This is a genomic window from Chromobacterium sp. CCUG 76385 (genome assembly GCF_059916625.1).
In genome coordinates this window covers 38,613-62,451 of the sequence record NZ_JAUCGU010000001.1, presented here as the reverse complement: position 1 = coordinate 62,451, position 23,839 = coordinate 38,613, and the positions used below count along the sequence as shown (strand labels likewise).

At 63.4% G+C, this 23,839-nt stretch carries 19 protein-coding genes; 12 read left to right on the top strand and 7 right to left on the bottom strand.

The features are described from left to right. Positions 1 to 64: 64 nt before the first annotated feature. Together QUG01_RS00290 and QUG01_RS00285 are read right to left on the bottom strand one after the other, a co-directional pair. On the bottom strand, positions 65 to 313 hold the full coding sequence (locus tag QUG01_RS00290) for a helix-turn-helix domain-containing protein (RefSeq protein WP_500828360.1): 249 nt from the start codon (positions 311 to 313) through the stop codon (positions 65 to 67). A 12-nt stretch (positions 314 to 325) separates the two neighbouring features. Further along, positions 326 to 886 carry a DUF2975 domain-containing protein gene (locus QUG01_RS00285; protein ID WP_500828359.1) on the bottom strand — a complete coding sequence of 187 codons (561 nt, stop codon included), beginning with the start codon at positions 884 to 886 and terminating at the stop codon, positions 326 to 328. Between the two features lie 381 nt (positions 887 to 1,267). Between QUG01_RS00285 and QUG01_RS00280 the strand changes: the two genes are divergently transcribed. Next, positions 1,268 to 3,049 (top strand): ABC transporter ATP-binding protein/permease, encoded by a 1,782-nt coding sequence (locus QUG01_RS00280; RefSeq protein WP_500828358.1) that lies wholly within the window; start codon positions 1,268 to 1,270, stop codon positions 3,047 to 3,049. A 313-nt stretch (positions 3,050 to 3,362) separates the two neighbouring features. Here QUG01_RS00280 and aqpZ read toward each other — a convergent pair whose 3' ends face one another. Then, a complete protein-coding gene (gene aqpZ / locus QUG01_RS00275) occupies positions 3,363 to 4,052 on the bottom strand; it encodes an aquaporin Z (protein WP_500828357.1) in 690 nt (229 codons plus the stop codon). Between the two features lie 786 nt (positions 4,053 to 4,838). Here aqpZ and QUG01_RS00270 point away from each other — a divergent pair. Both QUG01_RS00270 and QUG01_RS00265 read left to right on the top strand, forming a co-directional pair. Then, positions 4,839 to 6,239, top strand: coding sequence for an L-serine ammonia-lyase (locus QUG01_RS00270; RefSeq protein ID WP_500828356.1), 1,401 nt, complete (start codon positions 4,839 to 4,841; stop codon positions 6,237 to 6,239). Between the two features lie 115 nt (positions 6,240 to 6,354). Further along, positions 6,355 to 6,876 carry a GNAT family N-acetyltransferase gene (locus QUG01_RS00265; protein ID WP_500828355.1) on the top strand — a complete coding sequence of 174 codons (522 nt, stop codon included), beginning with the start codon at positions 6,355 to 6,357 and terminating at the stop codon, positions 6,874 to 6,876. 102 nt (positions 6,877 to 6,978) lie between these two features. Here QUG01_RS00265 and speA read toward each other — a convergent pair whose 3' ends face one another. Next, positions 6,979 to 8,859: an arginine decarboxylase gene (speA, locus tag QUG01_RS00260; RefSeq protein WP_500828354.1), complete on the bottom strand. Its 1,881-nt coding sequence runs from the start codon at positions 8,857 to 8,859 to the stop codon at positions 6,979 to 6,981. Between the two features lie 472 nt (positions 8,860 to 9,331). Here speA and astE point away from each other — a divergent pair, with 472 nt between their 5' ends. Then, positions 9,332 to 10,315 carry a succinylglutamate desuccinylase gene (astE, locus tag QUG01_RS00255; RefSeq protein WP_500828353.1) on the top strand — a complete coding sequence of 328 codons (984 nt, stop codon included), beginning with the start codon at positions 9,332 to 9,334 and terminating at the stop codon, positions 10,313 to 10,315. Positions 10,316 to 10,385: 70 nt separating this feature from the next. Here the strand turns inward: astE and clpB are convergent, their stop codons facing one another. Both clpB and QUG01_RS00245 read right to left on the bottom strand, forming a co-directional pair. Continuing rightward, on the bottom strand, positions 10,386 to 12,965 hold the full coding sequence (gene clpB / locus QUG01_RS00250) for an ATP-dependent chaperone ClpB (RefSeq protein ID WP_500828352.1): 2,580 nt from the start codon (positions 12,963 to 12,965) through the stop codon (positions 10,386 to 10,388). A gap of 97 nt (positions 12,966 to 13,062) precedes the next feature. Further along, positions 13,063 to 15,093: a methyl-accepting chemotaxis protein gene (locus QUG01_RS00245; RefSeq protein WP_500828351.1), complete on the bottom strand. Its 2,031-nt coding sequence runs from the start codon at positions 15,091 to 15,093 to the stop codon at positions 13,063 to 13,065. 336 nt (positions 15,094 to 15,429) lie between these two features. On the opposite strand from QUG01_RS00245, the gene mnmC reads away from it, so the two are divergent. Then, a complete protein-coding gene (mnmC, locus tag QUG01_RS00240; RefSeq protein ID WP_500828350.1) occupies positions 15,430 to 17,433 on the top strand; it encodes a bifunctional tRNA (5-methylaminomethyl-2-thiouridine)(34)-methyltransferase MnmC2/FAD-dependent 5-carboxymethylaminomethyl-2-thiouridine(34) oxidoreductase MnmC1 in 2,004 nt (667 codons plus the stop codon). Between the two features lie 2 nt (positions 17,434 to 17,435). On the opposite strand, the gene QUG01_RS00235 is transcribed toward mnmC, so the two are convergent. Further along, on the bottom strand, positions 17,436 to 17,861 hold the full coding sequence (locus tag QUG01_RS00235) for an acyl-CoA thioesterase (RefSeq protein ID WP_500828349.1): 426 nt from the start codon (positions 17,859 to 17,861) through the stop codon (positions 17,436 to 17,438). A gap of 433 nt (positions 17,862 to 18,294) precedes the next feature. On the opposite strand from QUG01_RS00235, the gene QUG01_RS00230 reads away from it, so the two are divergent. The 7 genes from QUG01_RS00230 to crcB all read left to right on the top strand — a co-directional run bounded on the left by QUG01_RS00230 (position 18,295) and on the right by crcB (position 23,570). Further along, positions 18,295 to 19,083: an oxygen-binding di-iron domain-containing protein gene (locus QUG01_RS00230; protein ID WP_500828348.1), complete on the top strand. Its 789-nt coding sequence runs from the start codon at positions 18,295 to 18,297 to the stop codon at positions 19,081 to 19,083. Beyond that, on the top strand, positions 19,080 to 20,492 hold the full coding sequence (locus QUG01_RS00225; RefSeq protein ID WP_500828347.1) for a type IV pilus assembly protein FimV: 1,413 nt from the start codon (positions 19,080 to 19,082) through the stop codon (positions 20,490 to 20,492). The genes QUG01_RS00230 and QUG01_RS00225 overlap by 4 nt, the downstream gene beginning before the upstream one ends. After that, positions 20,461 to 21,543: a hypothetical protein gene (locus tag QUG01_RS00220; RefSeq protein WP_500828346.1), complete on the top strand. Its 1,083-nt coding sequence runs from the start codon at positions 20,461 to 20,463 to the stop codon at positions 21,541 to 21,543. The genes QUG01_RS00225 and QUG01_RS00220 overlap by 32 nt, the downstream gene beginning before the upstream one ends. 20 nt (positions 21,544 to 21,563) lie before the next feature. Then, positions 21,564 to 22,106 carry a GTP-binding protein gene (locus QUG01_RS00215; RefSeq protein ID WP_500828345.1) on the top strand — a complete coding sequence of 181 codons (543 nt, stop codon included), beginning with the start codon at positions 21,564 to 21,566 and terminating at the stop codon, positions 22,104 to 22,106. A 1-nt stretch (position 22,107) separates the two neighbouring features. Next, the gene (locus QUG01_RS00210) at positions 22,108 to 22,740 is read left to right on the top strand and encodes a peptidase M23 (protein WP_500828344.1); all 633 of its coding nucleotides are present in this window, start codon (positions 22,108 to 22,110) and stop codon (positions 22,738 to 22,740) included. Between the two features lie 14 nt (positions 22,741 to 22,754). Then, positions 22,755 to 23,117, top strand: coding sequence for a roadblock/LC7 domain-containing protein (locus QUG01_RS00205; protein ID WP_500828343.1), 363 nt, complete (start codon positions 22,755 to 22,757; stop codon positions 23,115 to 23,117). Between the two features lie 72 nt (positions 23,118 to 23,189). Continuing rightward, a complete protein-coding gene (gene crcB, locus QUG01_RS00200; protein WP_500828342.1) occupies positions 23,190 to 23,570 on the top strand; it encodes a fluoride efflux transporter CrcB in 381 nt (126 codons plus the stop codon). Positions 23,571 to 23,839: the final 269 nt, after the last annotated feature.

The following is a 23,839-nucleotide window of genomic DNA, read 5'->3' as shown; positions in this document are numbered from 1 at the left end:
GGCGGCGGGATCATCTTTGCGCAAGCCCAAGCCAAGCCATACATCAAAGCAAGTCACTCCAGACCTAAAACCCAGCCTCATCATCGGAATCGCCTTCTTCGCCCGGGGCCGGTGGAATGTATTGCAATAAATCGCCAGGCTGGCAGTGCAGGTGCCGGCAGATCGCCTCCAGCGTTGAAAAACGGAAGCCTTTGATCTTTCCCTGCTTCAGCAGCGACAGATTCTGTTCCGTAATGCCTATGGCGTGGGCAAGATCCTTGGATTTCACTTTGCGCTGAACAAGTAGCACGTCCAGGTTGATTTTTATGGGCACAGGATGCTTTCTTCAGATGAATTGCTTGTTTTCGCGCGCCAGAACCACGCCTTCCTGCTGAATGCGCGCAATCACCATGACCACCGCGGCGATGAACAAGCTCTCCAAGTTGCCGCTATCCACGCCGAAAGTAATTTGGTGACGCCCGGCAGGCCACATCATGGTCAGCCACAGTCCCATCAGCGGCTGGACCAGAATTTCCGCCAACACCCATAGCGCAACCCTGGAACCGACCTTAGCCAGCAAGGACGCGGAACGCTCAGAGAAGTACTCGCCCTCGGCGTACAGGCGGAACAGACGGCGCAGCGCATTCAAACCCTGGGCCAGCACCAGCAAGGGGACGCAGGATATCACTGCGCCGCCTATCCGCTGCCAAAGCGGCACGTCCATCAGCTTGAAGTTGCGCAGTCCATAAAAGCCCTGGCTGGTATCGATGGTGATGCTCAAGCCGGCATCCAGGATGGCTTGGGGAAACAGCCACAGCAAGAGATGAAACAGCAGCATGGCGCAAATGCCAAGAAAGGTGACGCAGGCCATGCCGGCGCAGTAGCGGCTTAATCGTGAAGAATTCATCGCTTGTCCTTAGTGTTGTTGCGAAGCGGTGCCGACGGAACATCGCCGAAGGGAGTTCACTGCACCCAGTATTTTTTATTGTTAAACGATAATTTATTGCTGCGCAAGTTTAACTTTATCACTGTGGCGCTTCCGTCACATCCCACCCGTCGCCAACCTTCCCCGCACAAAACGCCGAAAGCCAAGCCTGGCTTGTCATGGCGGCGACCTTTTCTCTATCAAGCAAGATAATGAACGTAAAACAACTAAAAATTATTGTTTTACAGTAAATTTTATTTCCAATACAGTCATCTCGATGTGCGAGTGGTCAGCCCATCTCGCGGTTTGCAGAAGACGTCTGGACACATTGATGCGCCCAGACGGCAAGAATTGAGGTACGGCATGAATGAACAAAATGCTGGCGGCACAGCCAGCAAGGGATTAATCGCCAAGTTCCTGGCCTTGGCGGCGCCGTATTGGCGCTCGGAAGACAGATGGATGGCGTGGGCGCTGCTGCTGACCATCAGCGCGCTGAACATTGCCATGGTCTACTGCAATGTCCTGCTCAACCAGTGGAATGGCGACTTCTTCAATGCCTTGCAACAACACGACTGGGACCGCTTCCTACAGCTGTTACAAGTGTTCGCCGCGCTGGCCTTCGGCTTCATCGGCTGCGCGGTGCTGATGTCCTACCTGACGTCCATGCTGAATTTGCGTTGGCGGCGGTGGTTGACCGATTTTTATCTTGGACAATGGCTGGAGGGCCGGGCCTATTGCCTGCTGGAGTTGAAGGCCTATGGCACGGACAACCCCGACCAGCGCATTGCCGAGGATCTGAAGGCGCTGACCGCGACATCCTTGAATCTCGGTTTTGAATTGATCCGCAATCTGGCTACCCTGGTCTGCTTCATCGGCCTACTCTGGCAGTTGTCCGGTCCGCTAAGCCTGGCGCTGATTGGCTGGAACGTCAGCCTTCCCGGCTATCTGGTCTGGGTTGCGCTGGCCTATGCGCTGCTGGGCAGCGGACTGATGCATGTGCTTGGCCGCCGGCTGTCTCGCATCAATATGGAAGGCGAGCGGCGCGAGGCGGATTTTCGCTATGCCTCGGTACGGCTGCGCGAGCATGCGCAGGCGGTGGCGCTGAGCGGCGGCGAGGATGTCGAGCGCAGCGCGCTCAACCGTCGCTTTCAAGCCATCTGCGCCAACTGGCGCCTGCTGATAGGCGCGGAATGGCGTTTGAACGGGGCGCGCGCCGGTTACGCGCAATTGGCGGTGATTTTCCCGATGTTGGTATGCGCGCCGGGCTATTTTGCCGGCAAACTCGCGCTGGGCGGGCTGATGCAGGCCATTTCTGCATTCGCCCAGGTGCAGGGCGCCTTGAGCTGGATGGTGAACGCGTATGAGATCCTGGCATCGTGGAAAGCCAATATCGAACGCTTGTCCTCTTTTCAGCGCGCCGCGCAGCAAGCGCGGCAGGAACTGGCGCATAGCCGAATCTCGCGACGCCCTGGAGATGAAATTCGACTCAGCGCCCTGGACGTGTCGCTGCCGGATGGGCGGGTATTGCTGCAGGGCATCAATCTACAGGCGTCCGCAGGAGAACGCATTGTGCTGAAGGGCGCCTCCGGCAGCGGCAAAAGCGCTCTGCTGAAAGCGCTGGCCGGCATCTGGCCATGGGGAAAAGGCCATATCACCCTGCCGCCCAATAAAGTGATGTTCTTGCCGCAGCTGCCGTATTTGCCGATTGGCACCTTGCGCGAGGCCATCAGCTACCCCGCGGCAAGCGATGCCTTTACCACGGTGCAGCAGACATTCGTGCTATCGCAATGCCGATTAGGGCATTTGACGCCGCAACTGGATGAAAACTGCAATTGGTCCGCCAGGCTATCGGCCGGCGAACAGCAGCGTCTGGCCTTGGCCAGGGCCTTATTGCACCGGCCGCAGTGGTTGCTGCTGGATGAGGCCACCTCGGCCCTGGACTTGCCCAACCAGCAGCACTGCTACGCGTTGTTGCGCACAGAGCTGCCTCATTGCACGATCATCAGCGTCTCTCATCGGCCGGAGGTGGATGCTTGCCATGACCGGGTCTGGCAGATAGGCGACTACAGCCTTGAGCCATCCACTGGCGCAGAAATGTTGAGGAACGGCAAAAACCAGAGCATAGACTGCGCGGTCAGCGTCTAGGGGCTGTTGACGTTTGGAGAGCGGTCGCGCCGGGATGCGTTTTGCGGCGAATCGAGGCGTTTCGCGCGCCGCATAGTCATTCTCTGCCAGCGCGGAACAACGAAGAGTCGGCGCGAAAGGCGCCCGGCCCTGCGGGTTTGGCCGCTTTGTGCCGGAAGCCGCGTTGCCCAGCCCTTGCATAGAATGACTATGCGGCGGACTGCGCGCCTTGCTTCCGGCCCAAATCGGCGCAAACGCGATCCACTCACCAAACGTCAACAGCCCCTAGCAATCGTGCAATAGAGGGCGGCCGCCGCCGCCCTTAATGCACCGCTCATTGCGATTCGCCGGCAATCCAGCGATACACCTGCGCCCCCAGCGCCGCGCCTATGATAGGCGCCAGCCAGAACAGCCACAGCTGCCGCACCGCCCAATCGCCGACGAACAAGGCCACGCCGGTGCTGCGCGCCGGATTGACCGAAGTATTGGTGACCGGAATGCTGATCAAATGGATCAGGGTCAGCGCCAGGCCTATCGCCAACGGCGCGAAACCCGCCGGCGCGCGCTTGTCGGTGGCGCCCATGATGACCAAGAGGAAAAACATGGTCATCACCACTTCGCACACCAAGGCCGCCAGCAGCGAATAACCACCCGGCGAATGCTCGGCGTAGCCGTTGGACGCAAAGCCCTTGGCCACGTCGAAACCGGCCGCGCCGCTGGCGATCACGTACAGCACGGCCGCCGCCGCAATCGCGCCCAACACCTGCGCCACGATGTACGGCCCAAGCTGTTTGGCGGGAAAACGACCGCCCGCCCACAGCCCAATGGACACCGCCGGGTTCAAATGGCAACCGGAAATATGGCCGATCGCGTAAGCCATGGTCACCACCGTCAGGCCAAAAGCCAGCGCCACACCCGCAAAGCCAATGCCCACATTGGGAAACGCCGCCGCCAGCACCGCGCTGCCGCAGCCCCCTAGCACCAGCCAGAAAGTACCCAGAAACTCCGCTGCATAGGATTTCATCGCCGCCCCTCTTCAGGTTTCGAACAGAACAGGCCAATGCGCGTCAGTCCAATGCGCATTGAATGCCTGAACGCTAGGGGCTGTTGACGTTTGGTGAGTGGATCGCGTTTGAGCCGATTTGGGCCGGAAGCAAGGCGCACAGTCCGACGCATAGTCATTCTATGCAAGGGCTGGGCAACGTGGCTTCCGGCCCAAAGCGGCCAAACCCGCAGGGCCGGGCGCCTTTCGCGCCGACTCTTCGTTGTTCCGCGCTGGCAGAGAATGACTATGCGGCGCGCGAAACGCCTCGATTCGGCGCAAAACGCATCCCGGCGCGACCGCTCTCCAAACATCAACAGCCCCTAGTCGTTTAACCATAGCAAATGAAACAGCAATCCTGCTCGCCGCCAAGCCGCAAGCGGACCAACATCTTTGCCCCCGCTTACCAAGAACCCGTTCAAAGCCATTTCCGCACGGCACTGGCTTAAGCCGTAACCCTATGCGCGGCGGAAGGCGCAAGCTTTGGCCATTTCAAAGCCAGACTTGGCACCCATGCCGATGTGTGCCGGCCATCAGCAAAGTGCTGCGCCAAGCGCCTAAAAAAACAAAGACATATTCCAAATAAGACCACACTCTTGGCAGGGTGGCACTGGATGGCACTCTGGGTTAATCTGCCGACGATAAAGCTGAACCCATTGCCTACTGCGCCCGTCTCAGCAACCATTACAATACATATTAAGCGACGCCCCACGGCGCCCGACAACAACCAGGACCCGATCCGGGACTTTCCCTTAGAGAAGCATTACCATGGCAATCAGTGTTTTCGACCTGTTCAAGATCGGCATCGGCCCGTCCAGCTCCCACACCGTGGGACCGATGCGCGCAGCCCGCCAATTCATCAGCCGCCTGGAGAAGGACGGCTTGCTGGATGCTACCGTCCGCGTCAACGCCGAGATGTTCGGCTCGCTTGGCGCGACTGGCAAAGGCCACGGCACGGATGTGGCGGTGTTGCTGGGCCTGCAAGGCGAGCAGCCTGATCTGGTCGATACCGATGCGGTGGACGGCATGCTGGCCGCCATCCGCGAACAGCGCAAACTGAAGCTGCTGGGCAAGCGTGAGATCGATTTCGTCGAAGGCGAGCATCTGGTGCTGCATAAGAAGAAGACCCTGCCCTACCACCCCAACGGCATGATCTTCGAAGCCTTCGCCGCCGATGGCCAAAGCCTGTCCAAGCGCGCCTACTACTCCGTCGGCGGCGGTTTCGTGGTCGATGAGGCGGCGATCGACGCCGGCTTCGTCCCGCCGGGCGTCACCGAATTGAAGCACCCGTTCAAGAGCGCGGCTGAGTTGCTGGCGCTGTGCCAGCGCCACGGCAAGAGCATCAGCCAGATCATGCTGGAAAACGAGCTGGCCTGGCGCAGCGAAGAAGAAGTGCGCGCCGGGTTGTTGAACATCTGGAACGTGATGCAGGCCTGCGTCAAGCGCGGCTGCGAGCGCGACGGCATCCTGCCGGGCGGCATGAAGGTAAAACGCCGCGCCGCCGACATGCACCGCAAGCTGCTCGCCACCCCGGAAGCCGCCATGCGCGATCCGCTGACGGTGATGGACTGGGTCAACCTGTACGCGCTGGCGGTCAATGAAGAAAACGCCGCCGGCGGCCGCGTGGTCACCGCGCCCACCAACGGCGCGGCCGGCATCATCCCGGCGGTGATGCACTACTACGCCCGCTTCGTGCCGGGCGCCAACGATGACGGCATCGTCCGCTTCCTGCTGACCGCCGGCGCCATCGGCATCCTGTTCAAGCTCAACGCGTCGATCTCCGGCGCCGAGGTAGGCTGTCAGGGCGAAGTGGGCTCGGCCTGCTCCATGGCGGCTGGCGCCTTGTGCGAAGTGATGGGCGGCACGCCCGAGCAGGTGGAAAACGCCGCCGAGATCGGCATGGAGCACAACCTGGGCCTGACCTGCGATCCGGTCGGCGGCCTGGTGCAAGTGCCCTGCATCGAGCGCAACGCGATGGCGTCGGTCAAGGCGATCAACGCGGTGCGCATGGCGCTGCGCGGCGACGGCCAGCATTTCGTGTCGCTAGACCGCGTGATCAAGACCATGCGCGACACCGGCATGGACATGAGCACCAAATACAAGGAAACCGCCCGCGGCGGCCTGGCGATCAATGTGATCGAGGTGCCGGTCAACATCGTGGAATGCTGATCCGCACCGCCTGAGAAAATGCGGCCATGGCACTCCGCCATGGCCGTTTTTTCGCGCTGGCATCCGTGCCGGCAAGCTGGCACACTGAACCCGAACCTATACGCAAGAATACTCCGTGCACGCACTTGATATCGAAACGCCCCGCCTCCGCCTGCGTCCGCTTCAGGAACAGGACGCCGCGTTCATCCTGGAACTGCTGAACGAACCGGCCTTTCTCGCCAACATCGGCGACAAGGATGTGCGCGATCTGGACGGCGCTCGCCAATACATCGCGAAAGGCCCGCAAGCCAGCTATCAACAGCATGGCCACGGCCTGCTGCTGGTGGAGTTGTCGCACGACGCCACCCCGATCGGCATCTGCGGCCTGGTCAAACGCGATTGCCTGCCGCACCCGGACATCGGCTACGCCTTCCTCGAACGCCACTGGGGCCGCGGCTATGCCTGCGAAGCCGGGGCGGCCTGCCTGGACCATGCCCGCAACGTCCTGAACATCGGCGTTGTCGTCGGCATCACCGCGCCGCACAATCAGGGATCGATCCGCGTGCTGGAGAAGCTTGGCCTGCGCTACGACCGCCTGCTGGAGTTGCCCGGCATAGAGGGGCCAAGCCTGTACTTCGTTCCTGCCGAAGAGGCATAGGCGCGCCCAAGCGACGCCGATTGGCCTGGCCCGGGCGTCCAAACCAGACATGAAAAAAGCCGGGACAATGCCCGGCTTTGTTTTTTACCCTGATTTCTCAGATCAAACCGACAGGTAGGACGACTGCTTCAAACCGCGGCAGAACTCGGCGAAGAACTGGCTGCGCTCTTCAGCGCTCAGATCGCACTCGCGCGTTTTGGCTTCGTAACGGTTCAGCAGATCTTCCGGCGACAGGTGCACGTAGCGCAGCATGTCCTCGATGGTGTCGTGCTCTTCGATGCCGGAAATCTCCAGCTCGCCGCCGGCGCGGACGTATACGTTCACCGAGTCGGTATCGCCGAACAGATTGTGCATGTCGCCCAGGATTTCCTGATACGCGCCGACCAGGAACACCGCGATCAGGTATTCATCGCCCTGCTTCACCTCATGCACCGACATGCTGGACTCGATGCTCTGCTGATCAACATACTGCTTCAGCTTGCCGTCGGAGTCGCAGGTCAGGTCCTGCAGCACGGCGCGGCGGGTTGGCTGCTCGGCCAGGCGATGCAGCGGCATGATGGGCAGCACCTGGTCGATGGCCCAGGTGTCCGGCAGGCTCTGGAATACCGAGAAGTTGCAGAAGTATTTGTCGGCCAGGCGATCCGTCAGCTCGTCATACACTTGGCGCTGCGAACGCTGGCTGGCCTGCAGCTGGTTGTGCAGACGGCGGCACAGCGCGGCGTGCACATCTTCGGCCAGCGCTTTTTCCTTCAGCGACAGACGGCCTTCGGCATACATTTCGCCCACTTCCGATACATAGTGGCTGGCGCGGTAGTAGATCTCGGTGACCAGCTCTTCATCATTGAGGCTGGCCAAGCCAACCAGCTTGCGCAACGGGCGGGACAGCTCATCGATGTTGTCGATCGGGTCCACCGCGTCCGGCAGGCGCTCGACGTCGGTCACGTTCATCAACAGCACGGCATGGTGCGCGGTCATGGCGCGGCCGGATTCAGACAGAATGCGCGGATGCGGGATGCCGTTCTCGTCGCAGAACTCGGCCAGCATGGAGACGATCACGCGGGCGTATTCGTCCATGTCGTAGTTGATCGAGCTGTCGTTGCGCGAATGGGTGCCGTCGTAATCGACGCCCAGGCCGCCGCCCACGTCCACATGGTCCACCGGCATGCCCAGCGCGCGCAGTTCGGCGAAGTAGCGGATGGCTTCGCGGAAGCCGATGCGGTAATCGCCGATATTGGCGATCTGCGAACCCATGTGGAAGTGCATCAGCCGCACGCACTCGGACAGGCCGGCAGCCGCCAGCTTGTCGGTGGCGGAAATCAGCTGGCCGGCGGACAGGCCGAACTTGCCCTTTTCGCCGCCGGTGTCGGACCACTTGCTGGACGCCAGGGACGACAGACGCACGCGCAGGCCGATATTGGGCTTGATGCCCAGCTTGCGCGACTCCTCGATCACCAGATCGACTTCCGATTCTTTTTCAATGACGATGAAAACCTGATGGCCCAGGCGTTCGCCGATCAGCGCCAGGCGGATGAACTCGCGGTCTTTGTAGCCATTGCAGACGATGGTGCAGCCCTTGGGCGCCAGCGCCAGCACGGCCATCAGTTCCGGCTTGGAGCCGGCTTCCAAGCCGATGGAGACGTCAGGCGTGGCGATGATGCTCTTGACCACCGCCTCCTGCTGGTTGACCTTGATCGGATAGATGGCGGTATAACGGTTGCCATAGCCCTGCTCCGAAATCGCCTTGTCGAAAGCGCCGCACAGGCGGGTGACGCGATCCTGCAGGATGTCCGGGAAGCGGACCAGCAGCGGCAGGTCCAGGCCCTTGGCGCCCAGATCATGCACCAGCCGGTACAGATCAATTTCCTTGTGCTGGCGCGCATTGGGACTCACGACGATATTGCCGTTGTCCCCGACATCGAAATAACCAGCCCCCCAATGCCGGATGCCATACAGGCTCCGGCTATCAGCCACAGACCAAGCCATGAGTTTTCCTCTCAGAACTTATGATGGATAACCCCGCTCCTTAGTGCACGGCTTTCGGGCTCTACAGCTTTTATGTGGGCCTGGGATGTCGGAGCGAAACAGAGTGAATTGTAGTTGTTGCACAGCGCAAACGAGCGCGGATTGTAGCAACATCAGGCTGATTGACAAGTAAAAAAAATCTCCCGGCCGCACAGCGCTCCGCGCTCAGCGCGCAACCCTGCGGCCATCAGGGTTTGCCCGGGAAAAAATCCATGCTGACAAAACAAAGGATTGCAGGCTTGGCCCGCGCCCAGCCATGACATTCGGCATTTTTCAGCAGATAGTTTCACCGCCAACATTTTCCGCTTCAAACATAGTTTTTCGTCAAATTCGCAACACCTTGCCGCCCATCGCGCCAGCCTGCAGCATGACGCGCCAATGGCATCGCGCTTACAATCGGAAGACCATCCACCCTCCGCACAGCACACGCACCATGAGCCGCTTCTTGCAGCACGCCCTCGCCGCCGACCCCACCCATCCCAGTTGGAACTTACCCAATGGCCTTTGCGCGCGCTGGCTCGCCCCCGGCTGCGTGCAGCTGGACGGCGCGCCGGACGATGCCGATTCGGTGTTGCTGTCCTGCGGCGTGCATGGCAATGAAACCGCGCCGATCGAAGTGGTGGACGGCATACTCTACGATCTGGCCGCCGGCCGGCTTGCCCTGAACTGCAGGCTGCTGGTGATATTCGCCAATCCGCAGGCGATCCGCGACGGCGCGCGCTACAGCCAGTACGACATGAACCGCCTGTTCAACGGCGCGCACAGCGCGCAGCCGGAGCTAGCCGAGTCGCAACGCGCAGCGCAACTGGAGAACCTGGCTGCCGGCTTCTTCCATGCAGCGCGCAAACGCAGGCTGCACTATGACTTGCACACCGCCATCCGCGGCTCGGTGTTCGAGAAGTTCGCCATCTATCCCTATCTGCACGAGCGCAGCCACAGCCGCGAACAGCTTGCCTGGCTGCAGCAATGCGGCATCGAGGCGGTGCTGCTGCACAGCCAGCCTGCCAATACCTTCAGCTACTTCACCAGCCGCCACTGCGCGGCGGACGCCTTCACGCTGGAACTGGGCAAGGCCAGGCCGTTCGGCCAAAACGATCTGGCGCGCTTTGCCGGCATAGACCAAGCCTTGCGCAAACTGCTATCCACGCCCGACGCCGCCATCGCGCCGCTGGACGCGCCAAACCTGCCGTTATTCCGCGCCAAGTACGATCTGGTCAAACACAGCGAGTCTTTCTGTCTGCATCTGGCCGATAGCGTGGAAAACTTCACCGAACTGCCGGACGGCATGCTGATTGCCGACGATGGCGACACGCGCTACGTGGCGGCCGGCGGCGCGGAACGCATCCTGTTCCCCAACCCAAAGGTCAAACCGGGTTTGCGCGCCGGCATCGTGGTGGAACCTGCCACGCTGGACTGACCTGCCGATAAAACAAAACCGCCTGCGAGACATCGCAGGCGGCTCTCCCACTCAATCAGCGCAGTCAAGCTCAATCGAACACCAGCTGTTCGTTGCGCGCGCCGACCAGCACCGTGGACTTAGGCGGATACTTGCCCGCCAGAATGGCCTTGGCCAGCGGGTTTTCCAGCTCAGACTGGATTGCGCGCTTCAACGGACGCGCGCCGTAAACCGGGTCGAAGCCGGCCTCGGACAGCAACGCCAAGGCTTCGTCGCTGATCTGCAGATTCAGGTCGAGCTTGGCCAGGCGCGCCTCCAGACCCTTCAGCTGGATGCGGGCGATGGACTGGATGTGTTTTTCGTCCAGACCGTGGAACACCACCACCTCGTCGATGCGGTTGATGAACTCCGGCCGGAACTGCGTCTTCACTTCCGCCATCACCGCCAGCTTGATCACCTGATAGTCGTCGGTAGCCATGGCCTGGATCTGCTGGCTGCCGATATTCGACGTCATCACGATGACCGTGTTTTTGAAGTCCACGGTGCGGCCCTGGCCGTCGGTCAGCCGGCCGTCGTCCAATACTTGCAGCAACACGTTGAACACGTCCGGATGGGCTTTTTCCACCTCGTCCAGCAGAATCACGCTGTACGGCTTGCGGCGCACCTGCTCGGTCAGGTAGCCGCCCTCCTCATAACCGACATAGCCCGGCGGCGCGCCGATCAGCCGCGCGACGGAGTGCTTCTCCATGTACTCGGACATGTCGATGCGGATCAGGTGTTCCTCGCTGTCGAACAGGAAGCCTGCCAGCGTCTTGCACAGCTCGGTCTTGCCGACGCCGGTCGGACCCAGGAACAGGAACGATCCATACGGCTTGTTCGGGTCGGCCAGGCCGGAGCGCGAGCGGCGGATGGCGTCGGCCACCGCGGTCACCGCCTCGTCCTGCCCCACCACGCGCTGGTGCAGCACGTCCTCCATATGCAGCAGCTTCTCGCGCTCGCCGGTCAGCATCTTGGACACCGGGATGCCGGTGGCGCGGCTGATCACCTCGGCGATCTCTTCCGCCCCCACCTGGGTGCGCAGCAAGCGGTTGGGCTTGTTCTCGCCCGTGTCGCCGGCCGCCTCCGCGTCCTTGAGGCGCGCTTCCAGTTGCGGCAACTTGCCGTACTGCAACTCGGCCAGCTTCTGCCAATCGCCCTTGCGCTTGAGGTCTTCCATCTCCACCTTCAGGCGGTCGATTTCCTCCTTGATGCTCTGCGTGCCTTGCTGGGCGGCCTTCTCAGCCTTCCAGATCTCTTCCAGGTCGGCATATTCGCGCGACAGATCGGCAATCTCGTCTTCGATCAGCTTCAAGCGCTTTTGCGACGCTTCGTCGCTCTCGCGCTTCACCGCCTCGCGCTCGATCTTCAGCTGGATCAGCCTGCGGTCGAGCTTGTCCATCGCTTCCGGCTTGGAATCCAGCTCCATCTTGATCTTGGACGCGGCCTCGTCGATCAGGTCGATGGCCTTGTCCGGCAGGAAGCGGTCGGTGATGTAGCGCTGGCTCAGCTCCGCGGCGGCGACGATGGCCGGGTCGGTGATATCCACGCCGTGGTGGATTTCATACTTTTCCTGCAGGCCGCGCAGGATGGCGATGGTGTCCTCCACCGACGGCTCGCCCACCAGCACCTTTTGGAAACGGCGCTCCAGCGCGGCATCCTTCTCGATGTACTTGCGGTACTCGTCCAGCGTGGTGGCGCCGATGCAGTGCAGCTCGCCGCGCGCCAGCGCCGGCTTCAGCATATTGCCGGCGTCCATCGCGCCCTCGGCCTTGCCTGCGCCCACCAGAGTATGGATTTCGTCGATGAAGATCAGGGTCTGGCCGTCGTCTTTGGCCAGATCGTTCAGCACCGCCTTCAGTCGCTCCTCGAACTCGCCGCGGAACTTGGCGCCGGCGATCAAGGCCGCCAGATCCAGCACCAACAAGCGCTTGTTCTTCAGACTTTCCGGCACTTCGCCGTTGACGATGCGCTGCGCCAGGCCTTCGACGATGGCGGTCTTGCCGACGCCCGGCTCGCCGATCAGCACCGGATTGTTCTTGGTGCGGCGCTGCAGCACCTGGATGGCGCGGCGGATTTCATCGTCGCGGCCGATCACCGGATCAAGCTTGCCCTGGCGCGCGCGCTCGGTCAGGTCCATGGTGTATTTTTTCAAGGCTTCGCGCTGGCCTTCGGCGTCGGCGCTGTTGACGCTCTCCCCGCCGCGCACCGCGTCTATCGCGGCCTGGATGGACGCGTGGCTGCCGCCGTGTTCCTTCAGCAAACGGCCGGTCTCGCCCTTGTCCTGGGACAGCGCGGACAGGAACAACTCGCTGGCGATGAATTCATCGCCCAGCTTCATCGCGATCTTGTCGGTGACATTCAGCAGATTGGAAAGGTCGCGCGACACCGTGACCTCCCCGCCATGCCCCTGCACCCGCGGCAGGCGCTCCACGGCCAGCTTCAGCGCGGCCTTCAGCGCCGGCACATTGACGCCGGCGCGGGCCAGCAGGCCGCCGATGCCGCCTTCGCCGTCATCCAGCATCGCCAGCAGCAGGTGCTGTGGCTCGATATAGGGGTTGTCGTTCGCCACGGCCAGGCTCTGGGCATCCCCCAGCGCCTGCTGGAATTTGGTAGTCAGCTTGTCGAATCGCATGGTCCGCGCCTCCCTGAAAACTTGTCGATGTCCTTCATTTTGGGGGCGAGGATAACCATTTCAAGAGCGCGCCATCACACTTTGCCGCATTGCGTCATCAAGTGCGAAACACCCTCACCTCCCGCTTCAGCGAATCGGCCAGCTGCGTCATTTCCCCCGCCGTATCGGCGGAACGCTCTGCCGCCTCGTTGTTGGCTTCAGCCAGTTGGGCTACTTGGGCAATCTGTTCGGCTATGCTCGCCACGGTCTGCCGCTGGGTGGCCAACTCCTGATTGATGGCGGCGACCACGGCCATCGAGCGCTCGGCGTCGGCGACGATGGAGGCCATGGCCTGGCGCGCGCTGGCGGTGATGGACGCGCCTTCCGACGCGCAGCTGACAGACTGCCGCATCGCTTGCACTGCCTGCATCGTGGCCTGCTGCATGGCGCTGATCATCTCGCTGATCTGGCGGGTGGACTGGCTGGTGCGTTCGGCCAGCTTCCGCACCTCGTCCGCCACCACGGCAAAGCCGCGCCCCATTTCGCCGGCGCGCGCCGCTTCGATGGCCGCGTTCAAGGCCAGCAGATTGGTCTGGTCGGCGATATCGTGAATCACATTGACGATGTCGCTGATCTGGCGGGCATTGTTTTCCAGGGCCTGCAGGCTGTCGGCGGCATTGTCCAGCGTGGCGGAAATGCGATTGACCTCGTCCACCGCCGCCACCAGGCTGGCGCTGCCGTTTTGCGCCGCTTCGCTGGACGCTTGCGCCACCTCGCTGGCCTGCGCCGCCACTTCTTCTATCTGCTGCACACCGGCAATCAGCAGGTCGGCATGCTGCGCCATCTGTTGGGCGCTGCTGCGCTGCTCGCCGGACGAGGCCGCCGCCGCGCTGGCCTTCTGCGACAAGTCGCGCGCCGCATGGTCCAGGTTCTCGGCGTGCTGGCCGGTGCGGTTCAAGGCCTGCTGAAAACTGTCGAGCAGCCCGTTCAACGCGTCGGCCACCTCGCCGACCTCGTCGCGCCGCGCCATCGGCAGGCGGTGCTGCAGATCGTGGTTGTCCTGAATGGCGGCCACTTCGGTCACCAGCCTGCGCACCGGCCGCGTCACCAGCACCCGCGTCACCAACCATGATCCCAGGGCCAGCACCAGCAGCAAAATGCCGCAGCCGGCCGCCAGCCAGATCGTCAACATGCGGTTTTCGCGCTGCAGCTCGGATTCGTTCTCGTCGCTGACCAGCAGCCAGTTCCATGGGCCAAAGGTGGCGTAAGACAGCATATGGGCGGCGCTGCCGGTTTCCGTCGGCAGGCGCACCGAAAGATTGCCGCTGCCAGCCTTCAGGATATCGCGCAGATACGGCTGCCCATTCGCATCGACGGATTTGTCGATGGCGCGGCCGTTCAGCTTGGGATGCAAGAGATAGCGGCCGTAGTTGGGAGAGGCGGGATTGATGTCGATCACATCGATGTGGCCGCTCTCTTCGAGTTTGACCTTGCCCAGCCTCACCAAGAGGCTGGCAATGCCCTCAGTCGCGCCGACGCCGACGAAAGTGGCGCCGATCACCTTGCCCTCGCTGTCCTTGATCGGGCTGTAGCTGGTGACGTAATCCTTGCCGTACAGACTGGCCAAACCAATATAGCCGTCGCCGGACTTCAGCTTTGCATAGGCCGTGCTGGCCGGGTCCAGCTTGCTGCCCATGGCGCGGTTGCCGTTCTCCATCAGCAAGGTGGTGGCGATGCGCACAAAGTCGTCGCCGTCGCGCACGAAGATGGACGCGACATTGCCGCTTACAGTGGAGAAGTGATCGACCATCTGGTTATTGCCATTGATCACCGCATTGCCCATCTGCAAGGTCGGCGTCGCCACGCCGGCCACCGTTACCTTCTGCGTCGGCTTCAGGCTGAAGCCGCTGGGAAATTCCGCGAGGAACACCTTCTCGAATTGACGCGTGGATATCTTCAAGGATTCATTGAAACCGTCCACCATGTTCAAAGACTGTTCCAGCAGCTGGCTCTGCACTTTCTGGGTGCGCTCCAGCAACATCTTCTGACTGAACAGATACAAGGGGTACATGATGGCGCAGGCCACCACCACCATCAGCAGCGTCTGGGTCAGCACCAGACGGCCGCCAATGCTCATCGTTCGCTTCATCCCCACTCCCCCGATCCGCCAGCCGCCGTTTCGGCCGCGGGTCATGCGGTGCGCCGCGCCGGTCGCTCGCCGGAGCTGGCAATTCCTTGTATGGACGCGCCGCTGCTGCGGCCCGTCGTTTGTTCATCTTATTACATGCGTTCGCATCTTGAATGCCGCGGATGAGACAAAATCGGCCTCGCGGCGATCCACGACATCGCATCATGACATATTGATGACGCAACAGGCGTGCCATGCGCAAACCAGCCTCTTCAGGCTGGCCCCGGTGTATGAGCCATGCGACAATCCGGTCCCGGATCCACCTTCGCCCGCCTCCGCCAGGCGGCATCACCGTAGATGAAAAGCTCTCTTCCCCATGGCGCGACCGCGCCTGCCCAACTGGACTGGCATGACGGCCAACCGTTCTCCATCGCCTTCGGCGATGTGTATTTCTCGCGCGATTCCGGACTCGAGGAAACCCGCCATGTCTTTTTGAAGCACAACCAGCTGGAAGAACGCTTCGCCGCGTTGGCGCCTAACGGGCGCTTCGTCATCGCCGAAACCGGATTCGGCACGGGCTTGAATTTTCTTTGCGCCTGGCAGCAATTCGAGGCGCTGGCGCCGGCCGATGCCAGGCTGCATTTCGTCAGCGCGGAGAAGTATCCGCTCACGCCGCGGGATCTGTCCCAGGCGCTGGCGCTATGGCCAGAGCTGGCCCCCTGGTCCGCGCAGCTGCTGGCGCAGTACGACACGCTGACGCCGGGCTGGCACCGTTTCCTGCTGGCCGATGGCCGCGTCACGCTGACGCTGATGGTGGGAGACGTGCTGGACGCGCTGCCCAGGCTAGACGCCCGCATCGACGCCTGGTTCCTGGACGGTTTCGCCCCGGCCAAGAACCCGGACATGTGGCAACCGGAGCTGTTCCGCCAGATGGCGCGGCTGTCCGCGCCCGGCGCCAGCTTCGCCACCTTCACCAGCGCCGGCGTGGTGCGCCGCGGCTTGGCGGAAGCCGGCTTCGAGGTGAAAAAAGCCCCGGGCCACGGCCGCAAACGCCATATCAGCCACGGCTGGATCGCCCAGCCGCCGACCGCGGGCTGGCAGGCCCCTTGGTATGCGCGGCCGCCGCAGCGCTGGCGCGAACGCAGCGCGATTGTCATCGGCGGCGGCATCGCCGGGGCGGCCACGGCCCACAGCTTGGCCGTGCGCGGCTGGCAGGTCACCGTGATCGAACGGCTGCCGCGATTGGCCGGCGCCGCCTCCGGCAATCCGCAAGGCGTGCTGTACACCAAACTGTCGCCGCACATGACGCCGCTGACGCAGCTGGTGCTGTCCGGCTACGCCTACAGCCTGCGCACCCTGGCCATGCAGTTGCCCAAGGGTGGCGAAGACTGGCAAGCCTGCGGCGTGCTGCAGCTAGCTTACGACGCCAAAGAATCGGAAAAACAGCAGGCGCTGTCCGCGCTGGGCTTGCCGTTCGAAACCATGCGCCAGCTGGACCAGGCCGAGGCAAGCAAACTGGCGGGCATGCCCTTGCCCAGCGGCGGCGTGTTCTTCCCGCAGGGCGGCTGGGTGCATCCGCCGGCGCTGGTACGCCAGTTGGCGACGCATTCCAATATCGTCCACCGCGTCGGCCGCAGCGCGCTGGAGCTGAGCCACAACCCCGCGGCGGCTTGCTGGACCGTCAGCGATGAGCAAGGCCCGCTGGCCACTGCCTCTGTCGTGGTGCTGGCCGCCGCCGCGGAAACCGCCCAGTTCGACCCCACCAGCCACCTGCCCTTGAAGAAGATACGCGGCCAGGTCAGCGAGGTTGCCGCCACCGCGGACAGCGCTACCCTGCGCACCGTGTTGTGCGGCGAAGGCTATATCTCGCCGGCGCGCCAGGGCCGCCACTGCCTGGGCGCGACATTCAAGTTCGACACGGATGACCTGGCGGTGCGCGAGGACGAGCACGCGGAGAACCTGGCGATGCTGGCGGAACTGGCGCCGGCCTTGCACGCCGCGCTGGGCCAGCCGCCTCAAGCCATCGCCGGCCGCGCCGCCTTCCGCTGCACCAGCCCGGACTACCTGCCGCTGATCGGCCCCGTCGTCACCCAGCGCGATTTTGCGCGCGCTTACCGCGAGCTGGCGCGCGACGCCACGCAACAGCCGGAAACAGACTGCCCGTGGACCGCCGGACTCTATGTCAACGCCGCCCACGGCTCGCGCGGGATGATCACCGCGCCGCTATCCGGTGAAATTCTGGCCGCGCTGCTGGAAGACGAACCGGCGCCGCTGCCGGCTGACCTGATGCAGGCCGTGCACCCCAGCCGTTTCCTGCTGCGCGATTTGATCCGCCGCAAGCTCGCGCTGGATGAAGGCTGAGTTCAGGTTTGCGGCGCGGCCTGCAGGATGGCCTCGCGGATCGGGTCCGGAATCGGCACGGATTTTTCGGCTTTGTAGTCCACCCACACCAGCATGACCTCGGCGCTGGCGTATACCGTGCCGGGATCATCCTGCCGGTAGAAGTGGTGGCGCAGCTTCAAGCTGCTGCGCCCCAGTTTTTCCAGTTCGATAGTGATGTCCAGCGTGGCCGGATAGGTCAGCTGCTTGCGGAAAGTGCAGCTGGTGCTGGCCAGCACCGGGCCGATCGCATCCGGCTCGATGCCGTATCCTAGCGATTGCAGCCACTCGATGCGCACCTGCTCCAGATAGCGGAAATAATAGGTATTGTTCAAATGCCCCACCGCATCCATGTCTCCCCAGCGCATGCTGATGACGCGGCGGTCTATCACCGGAAACTGCGTAGTCAAAGCGGCCTCTCCTGCTTGTCATGCAAAGCGACATCATAAACGTAAAATGACTGTCGGCGGCGAACCAGAACAGTCCACGCAAATTGTTTTCTAAAGTGTTAAGAAGATGCCTTTTTCATTACATGCCGTCACATAAGCCATCAACAATCATGCTACTCCCCCACCCCGCTCGTCAGCATAATGGCCTCGTCAGTTCGCCAACTCCATGGAGCCAGCGAGCCGGACGCGATCGAATGGCCTGCCGCATTGCGGCTCGCGGTTCGATCACCTGAGCGAAGGTGCAATTCAGAGCCCCACATGGGGCTCTTTTTTTTGTCGCGCGCCGTTTATGACATATTGATTTCAATCAAGCCCGCCCCTGCCAAGACCGCCTAATATCCCAACGTCACGCTCGCCCCTGGCGAGAAACCCCGTTACGCTGGCAGAGGTCATCATGGCGCAGGTGCTTTACGACGACGGCAACCATAAGTGCGTCGCCTTCACCGAACTGGTGCAGGGCGACGGCATCCAGGCCAATCAATTCGCCATCATCGATCAGGGCGAAGGCATCCTGCTCGATCCCGGCGGCAATCTCACCTACAAGCATCTGCTGGCGGAGATGGCCGAATACTTCCTGCCGTCCCATACGCGCTACATCTTCGCTTCGCATCAGGACCCGGACATTGTCGCCTCCGCCAACGGCTGGCTGCTGATCACCGACGCCAAGATCATCATCGCTGAAGAATGGGTGCGCTTCCTGCCGCACTTCTGCGTGCGCGGCGTCACGGAGGGGCGGCTGATCGCCATTCCGCCGCAAGGCATGCTGCTGAAGCTGGGCGGCTGCGAACTGCGCATCGTGCCGGCGCACTACCTGCACACCGTGGGTTTTTTCCAGATTTACGACCCGCTCAGCAAAATCCTGTTTTCCGGCGATATCGGCGCCTCGCTGATGGACGGCCGCGAAGCCGGCTTGCCGGTGCAGGACTTCGAGCGCCACCTGCGCGAGAGCCATATGGAAGGCTTCCACCGCCGCTACATGAGCAATAACAAGGCTTGCCGGCTGTGGGTGGAAATGGTGCGCCAGCTCGACATCGAATGGCTGGTGCCGCAACACGGCGGCTCGTACCAAGGCAAGGACATGGTCAAGCGCTTCCTCGACTGGTTCGAGCGGCTGGAATGCGGCACCGACCTGCTCAGCAGCGACGACTACGCGCTGCGGCAAAAACATGAGCCGCTGCCATGAACGCCACTGACTGGACCGATCTGGTGTTCGCCCATGCCCAGAGCGGCTGGCTGGCCCTGGCGGCGCTGGCCGGCGCGATCGCTGTCATGTTGATGTCGCTGCCTCGTCTGCGCCGCATCTCGCCGGCAAACGCCGCCATGCAGACTACGCATGCCGCCCCGCCCCACGCCGGCATGCCCGAACCTCCCCCGCCAGCCCAGACGGAAAACGCGCCAGACTACGAAGTGGGCGCCGTCGATGCGCTGACCGAGGTGGAAGTCTTCATCCAGTTCGGCCAGCTGGAAAACGCCGCCCAGGCCTTACGCGGCTATGTCGAACACTATGCAGGGCATTCCAGGCGACACTTGCAGCGCCTGGCCGAACTGTACCTGCAGCTGGACCACATCCACGACTACGCCGAAACGCTGCGCAGCATGCACGACCAGGCCTTGCTGGACCGGGCGCAACTGGAGGATGCCGTGCTGCAGGGGCTGCGCCGCGACTTCAACAATCTTGAGCTGAGGCTGTTGGCAGAACAGCGCCTCGGCCTCGGCATGTCGGACATCGCGGCGGCGCTGGGCGACGGCATCGAGGAAATCACGCTGCAAGCCCTGGCCGTGCCCGAACCGGAACCTGAAGCGGCCCCAAGCGGCCAGGGCGCGCCGCTGACGCCGGTGGCGTTGGTGGACGGACGCCGGCCGCTGGCGGCGCTAGACGCCATGGAGCGCGACATCGTCTCCAGCCTGCTGCCGGCCGAGCGCCAGGCGCGCATCCTGCTGTCCAGCCAGGACTTCCGCCACGCCCTGCCGGTGCTGGAAACCATTCTGCGGCTGCGGCCTGGCTCGCTGTCGCACCGGCTGGACGCCTTGTATGTTCACTACCAGCAACGCGACCTGGACGGCTATTGCCGGACGCTGTGGCAATTCCACTTGGCGCTGGGGCCTTACGGCGCCAGGCTGAAGCAGCAGTTGGTGCATGCCGGCTTGATCATCGGCAGCCATCCGATGCTGAAACAACTGGCAGCCGACCCCGACCGCCCCGAACTGGAAAGAATCGGCCGCCAGGCGGGTTACAGCCCATTGAGCGCGCCCCCATCCAAACCGTGCCTGCAGCTGGTGGAGCGGCGCGCCGGACCAGGCGGCGACGACAGCCCTGACCCGTTGCGCGAGGCCGAGCGTTATCTCGACTACGGCCAAGCGGATCAAGCGACGCGCGTGCTGGAGCAAGCCATCCTGTGCCGCCCCGACGACGCGGCGCTATACCCGCCGCTGCTGCAGCTGTACGAACGGCTGGATGATCTGCCGCGCTTCACCTGGCTGCTGCGCCGGCTGAAGGACGATGGCCGGCAGCCGCCCGGCGAAATCACTTTGACCTTGAGCGCCTTTGTCCAGGCCATGCATGAGCGGCGGCATCGTGGACTTGCCGCTTGACGCCTGCCGTCTGCTCCGTCCCGCATCCGCGCCGGTGACCGTGCTGACCGCCGGCATGGACGAGCGCAAGCTGGCGTTGCTGCGGCTGGCTTTCCGCATGCACGCGGCGCTCGGTTACCGGCTGGCCGTCGACGCCGCCGATGCCCCGCCCGACCTCGCCCTGGTGGACATCGACGGCGAAGGCTGGCCGCTGTGGCAGCGCTTCCGCCAGGCGCATCCCCAATTGCCTGCCGCCATCGTTTCCGCCGCACCGCCGCAGCGCGCCCCGGCCGCCATCCTGAAAAAACCCTTGCGCGTCGAACAGCTCTTCCCGCTGCTGCGCGAGCTACAGGAAAAACCCGTTGCGGATACAGCCTGGTCGCCGCCAAGCGCGCCGCCGCCCAAGCCAAGCGCCCGGCCCGCACGCCCAGCGGTTATCGAACGCTTTGACCCCGCCAGCGGACTGTTGGGTCAAGCCTGCCTGCTGCAACGTCAGCGCCAGGACGCGCTGATCCTGGCCGACGGCGAACCCATCGTCGCCATCCTGGGCAGCCGCAACGAGGCGCGGCGGCTATGCCGCGCAGAGTGGCTGCGCGAGATTTGCCAGATCGATGCCGCGGCCATCCAGCACGCGCCGCTGACCCGCGCCCCGCTGCCCGCCGAAGCGCCGGTTTGCCCGTTGAAGCCGCTGTTGTGGCAACTGGCGATCTGGAGCGCGCGCGGCCGCCTGATCCGCCAGATTCAGGCCGACACCCCGCTGCGCCTGCGCTACAGGCCCAACCTGACCCGCCTGGCGCCGATTCCAGACGCGCTGCGCGTCAGCGCGCTGCTGTGCCGCGCCACGGTGAATCTACGGGTCATCGCGCGCATGCTGCGCATCGCCCCGGCCGATCTGTTCGACTTCCTCGCGGCGGCCCACAGCATAGGCGCGCTGGACATCCCGACGAAAGGGAGGCTGGGCGTCATCGCCTCCCCGCCCATGCGCGGCCGGCCTCCCCAGCCGGAAGCCGCGTCCGACGCCTCGCGCCGCGGCGTGCTGTCCCGGCTGCTGCGCAAGATCACCGGCCTGTAAGCCATCAGGACTCTCACGCCATGCCAAGCCCAGACAACAAGATCATCTTCGCCGGACCGGTAGGCGCCGGCAAAACCACCGCCATCGCCGCGATCAGCGACATCGAACCGGTGCGCACCGACGCGGCGGCTTCCGACATGACGCTGCAGCGCAAGGGGGAAACCACCGTCGCCCTGGACTATGGCCTGTTGCGGCTGGACCAGGACTGCAAGGTGCATTTGTACGGCACGCCCGGCCAGGAGCGCTTCGACTTCATGTGGGAGATCGTCAGCCGCGGCGGCATCGGCCTGGTGCTGCTGCTGGACAACACCCGCCCCAATCCGGTCAAGGACTTGCAGTTTTTCCTGAAAGCGTTCCAGCCGCTGTTGCGTCAGGCGCCGCTGGTGATAGGCGTCAGCAAGACCGACCTCAAGCGCGAGCCGGACGTCGAATCCTACGCGCGGCTGCTGGCCCGCTTCGGCATGCGGCCGCCCGTCTTCGAGGTAGATTGCCGCCGCCGCGAGGACGTCAAGCAGCTGGTGCTGGCGCTGCTGTATTCGCTGGACCCGGGTCTGGAGGCATGAGATGGACGGCACTTTGAAACTGAAAGACAGGCTCTACCCGATGGCCACCCCCGCCGGCGCGTATTTCGCGGTGGCCAGCCAGGAGAAGACCCTCGCCCGCCGCCTGCTGTCGCAGATTCTGCGCCTGGGCCACAGCGTGCCGCTGACGGAAGCGCTGCTGGCCGAATGGTGCGACGGCGATGGCGAAGCCGCGCTGGATACGCTGTACCGGCTGCAGCGGCTGGATTTCGTCCACGGCACGGAAACGCCACGCCCCACGCTGGGCAGCAATCTGGAGAGCCAGCTGCCGCCGGTGCTGACGGCGCTGTCCGACAGCGGCCGCGCCATGCTGGCCGACGACAACGGCCTGTATTACGCCGCAGCCGGCTTCCACCACGAAACAGCGGAGGAAGTGGCCGCGCTGGCCGGCGACATCATCAGCCTGGGCCGCCGCCACGCCCTGCTGCTGCAACAACATCTGAACCTGGGCAGCTCGGCCTGGGCGGTGGCCAATCCGGCCGGCGCCAGCGAGCTGGCCTTCTACCCGCTGTACATCGGCCAGCAATCGTTTGTCCTGATCATCGGCGGCATGCCGCGCCTGCAAGACCAGCATTTCGTCACGCTGGTGGAGCTGCTGGCCCGCCGCTACGCCTAGCCCCGGAGAAAACCATGCGCGAACAAATGCTCAAATCGATCTTGAAGGACCTGAACGGCGCCTCCGCCGACATCGAGGCCTCGGCCATCATCTCAGCCGACGGCCTGACCATGGCGGCGCTGTTGCCACAGGACGTGGACGAAGATCGCGTCGGCGCGATGGCTGCGGCCATGCTGTCGCTGGGCGAACGCACCGCGCGCGAGCTGTCGCGCGGCGAGCTGGAGCAGGTGATGGTCAAGGGCGACAACGGCTACATCCTGATGAGCCATGCCAGCCGCGACGCGGTGTTGGCGGTGATCGCGCGCAAGGAGGCCAAGCTCGGGCTGATTTTCCTGGACACCAAGCGCGCCGCCCGCGCCATCGCCGAAATCCTGTGAGGCCGCAGGACTGTACGCGCGGGACGCCGCCATGCAGAATGCAAGCTGTTTGCCGCTTCAAGCGTCCCGACCATGTGGAAATCGATACTGGCCATCGCCATCGGCGCCGCCGCCGGCGCCTTGCTACGCTGGCTGCTGGGCCTGCGCCTCAACAGCCTGTTCCCGGCGCTGCCGCCGGGCACGCTGGCCGCCAACCTGATAGGCGGCTACATCGTCGGCGTGGCCGTGGCGGTATTCGCCGACCTGCCGGGCCTGTCGCCGCTATGGAGATTGTTGATCATCACCGGCTTTTGCGGCGGGCTGACCACGTTTTCCACCTTTTCCGCCGAGGTGGTGGACCTGCTGCGCCAGGGGCAATTGCTGCCGGCGCTGACCGCCATCGCATTCCACGTCAGCGGCTCGCTGCTGATGACCCTGGCCGGCATCGCCAGCTGGCAGTGGCTGCGGCGCTAGGGGCTGTTGACGTTTGGTGAGTGGATCGCGTTTGAGCCGATTTGTGCCGGAAGCAAGGCGCACAGTCCGCCGCATAGTCATTCTATGCAAGGGCTGGGCAACGTGGCTTCCGGCCCAAAGCGGCCAAACCCGCAGGGCCGGGTGCCTTTCGCGCCGACTCTTCGTTGTTCCGCGCTGGCAGAGAATGACTATGCGGCGCGCGAAACGCCTCGATTCGTCGCAAAACGCATCCCGGCGCGACCGCTCACAAAACGTCAACAGCCCCTAGC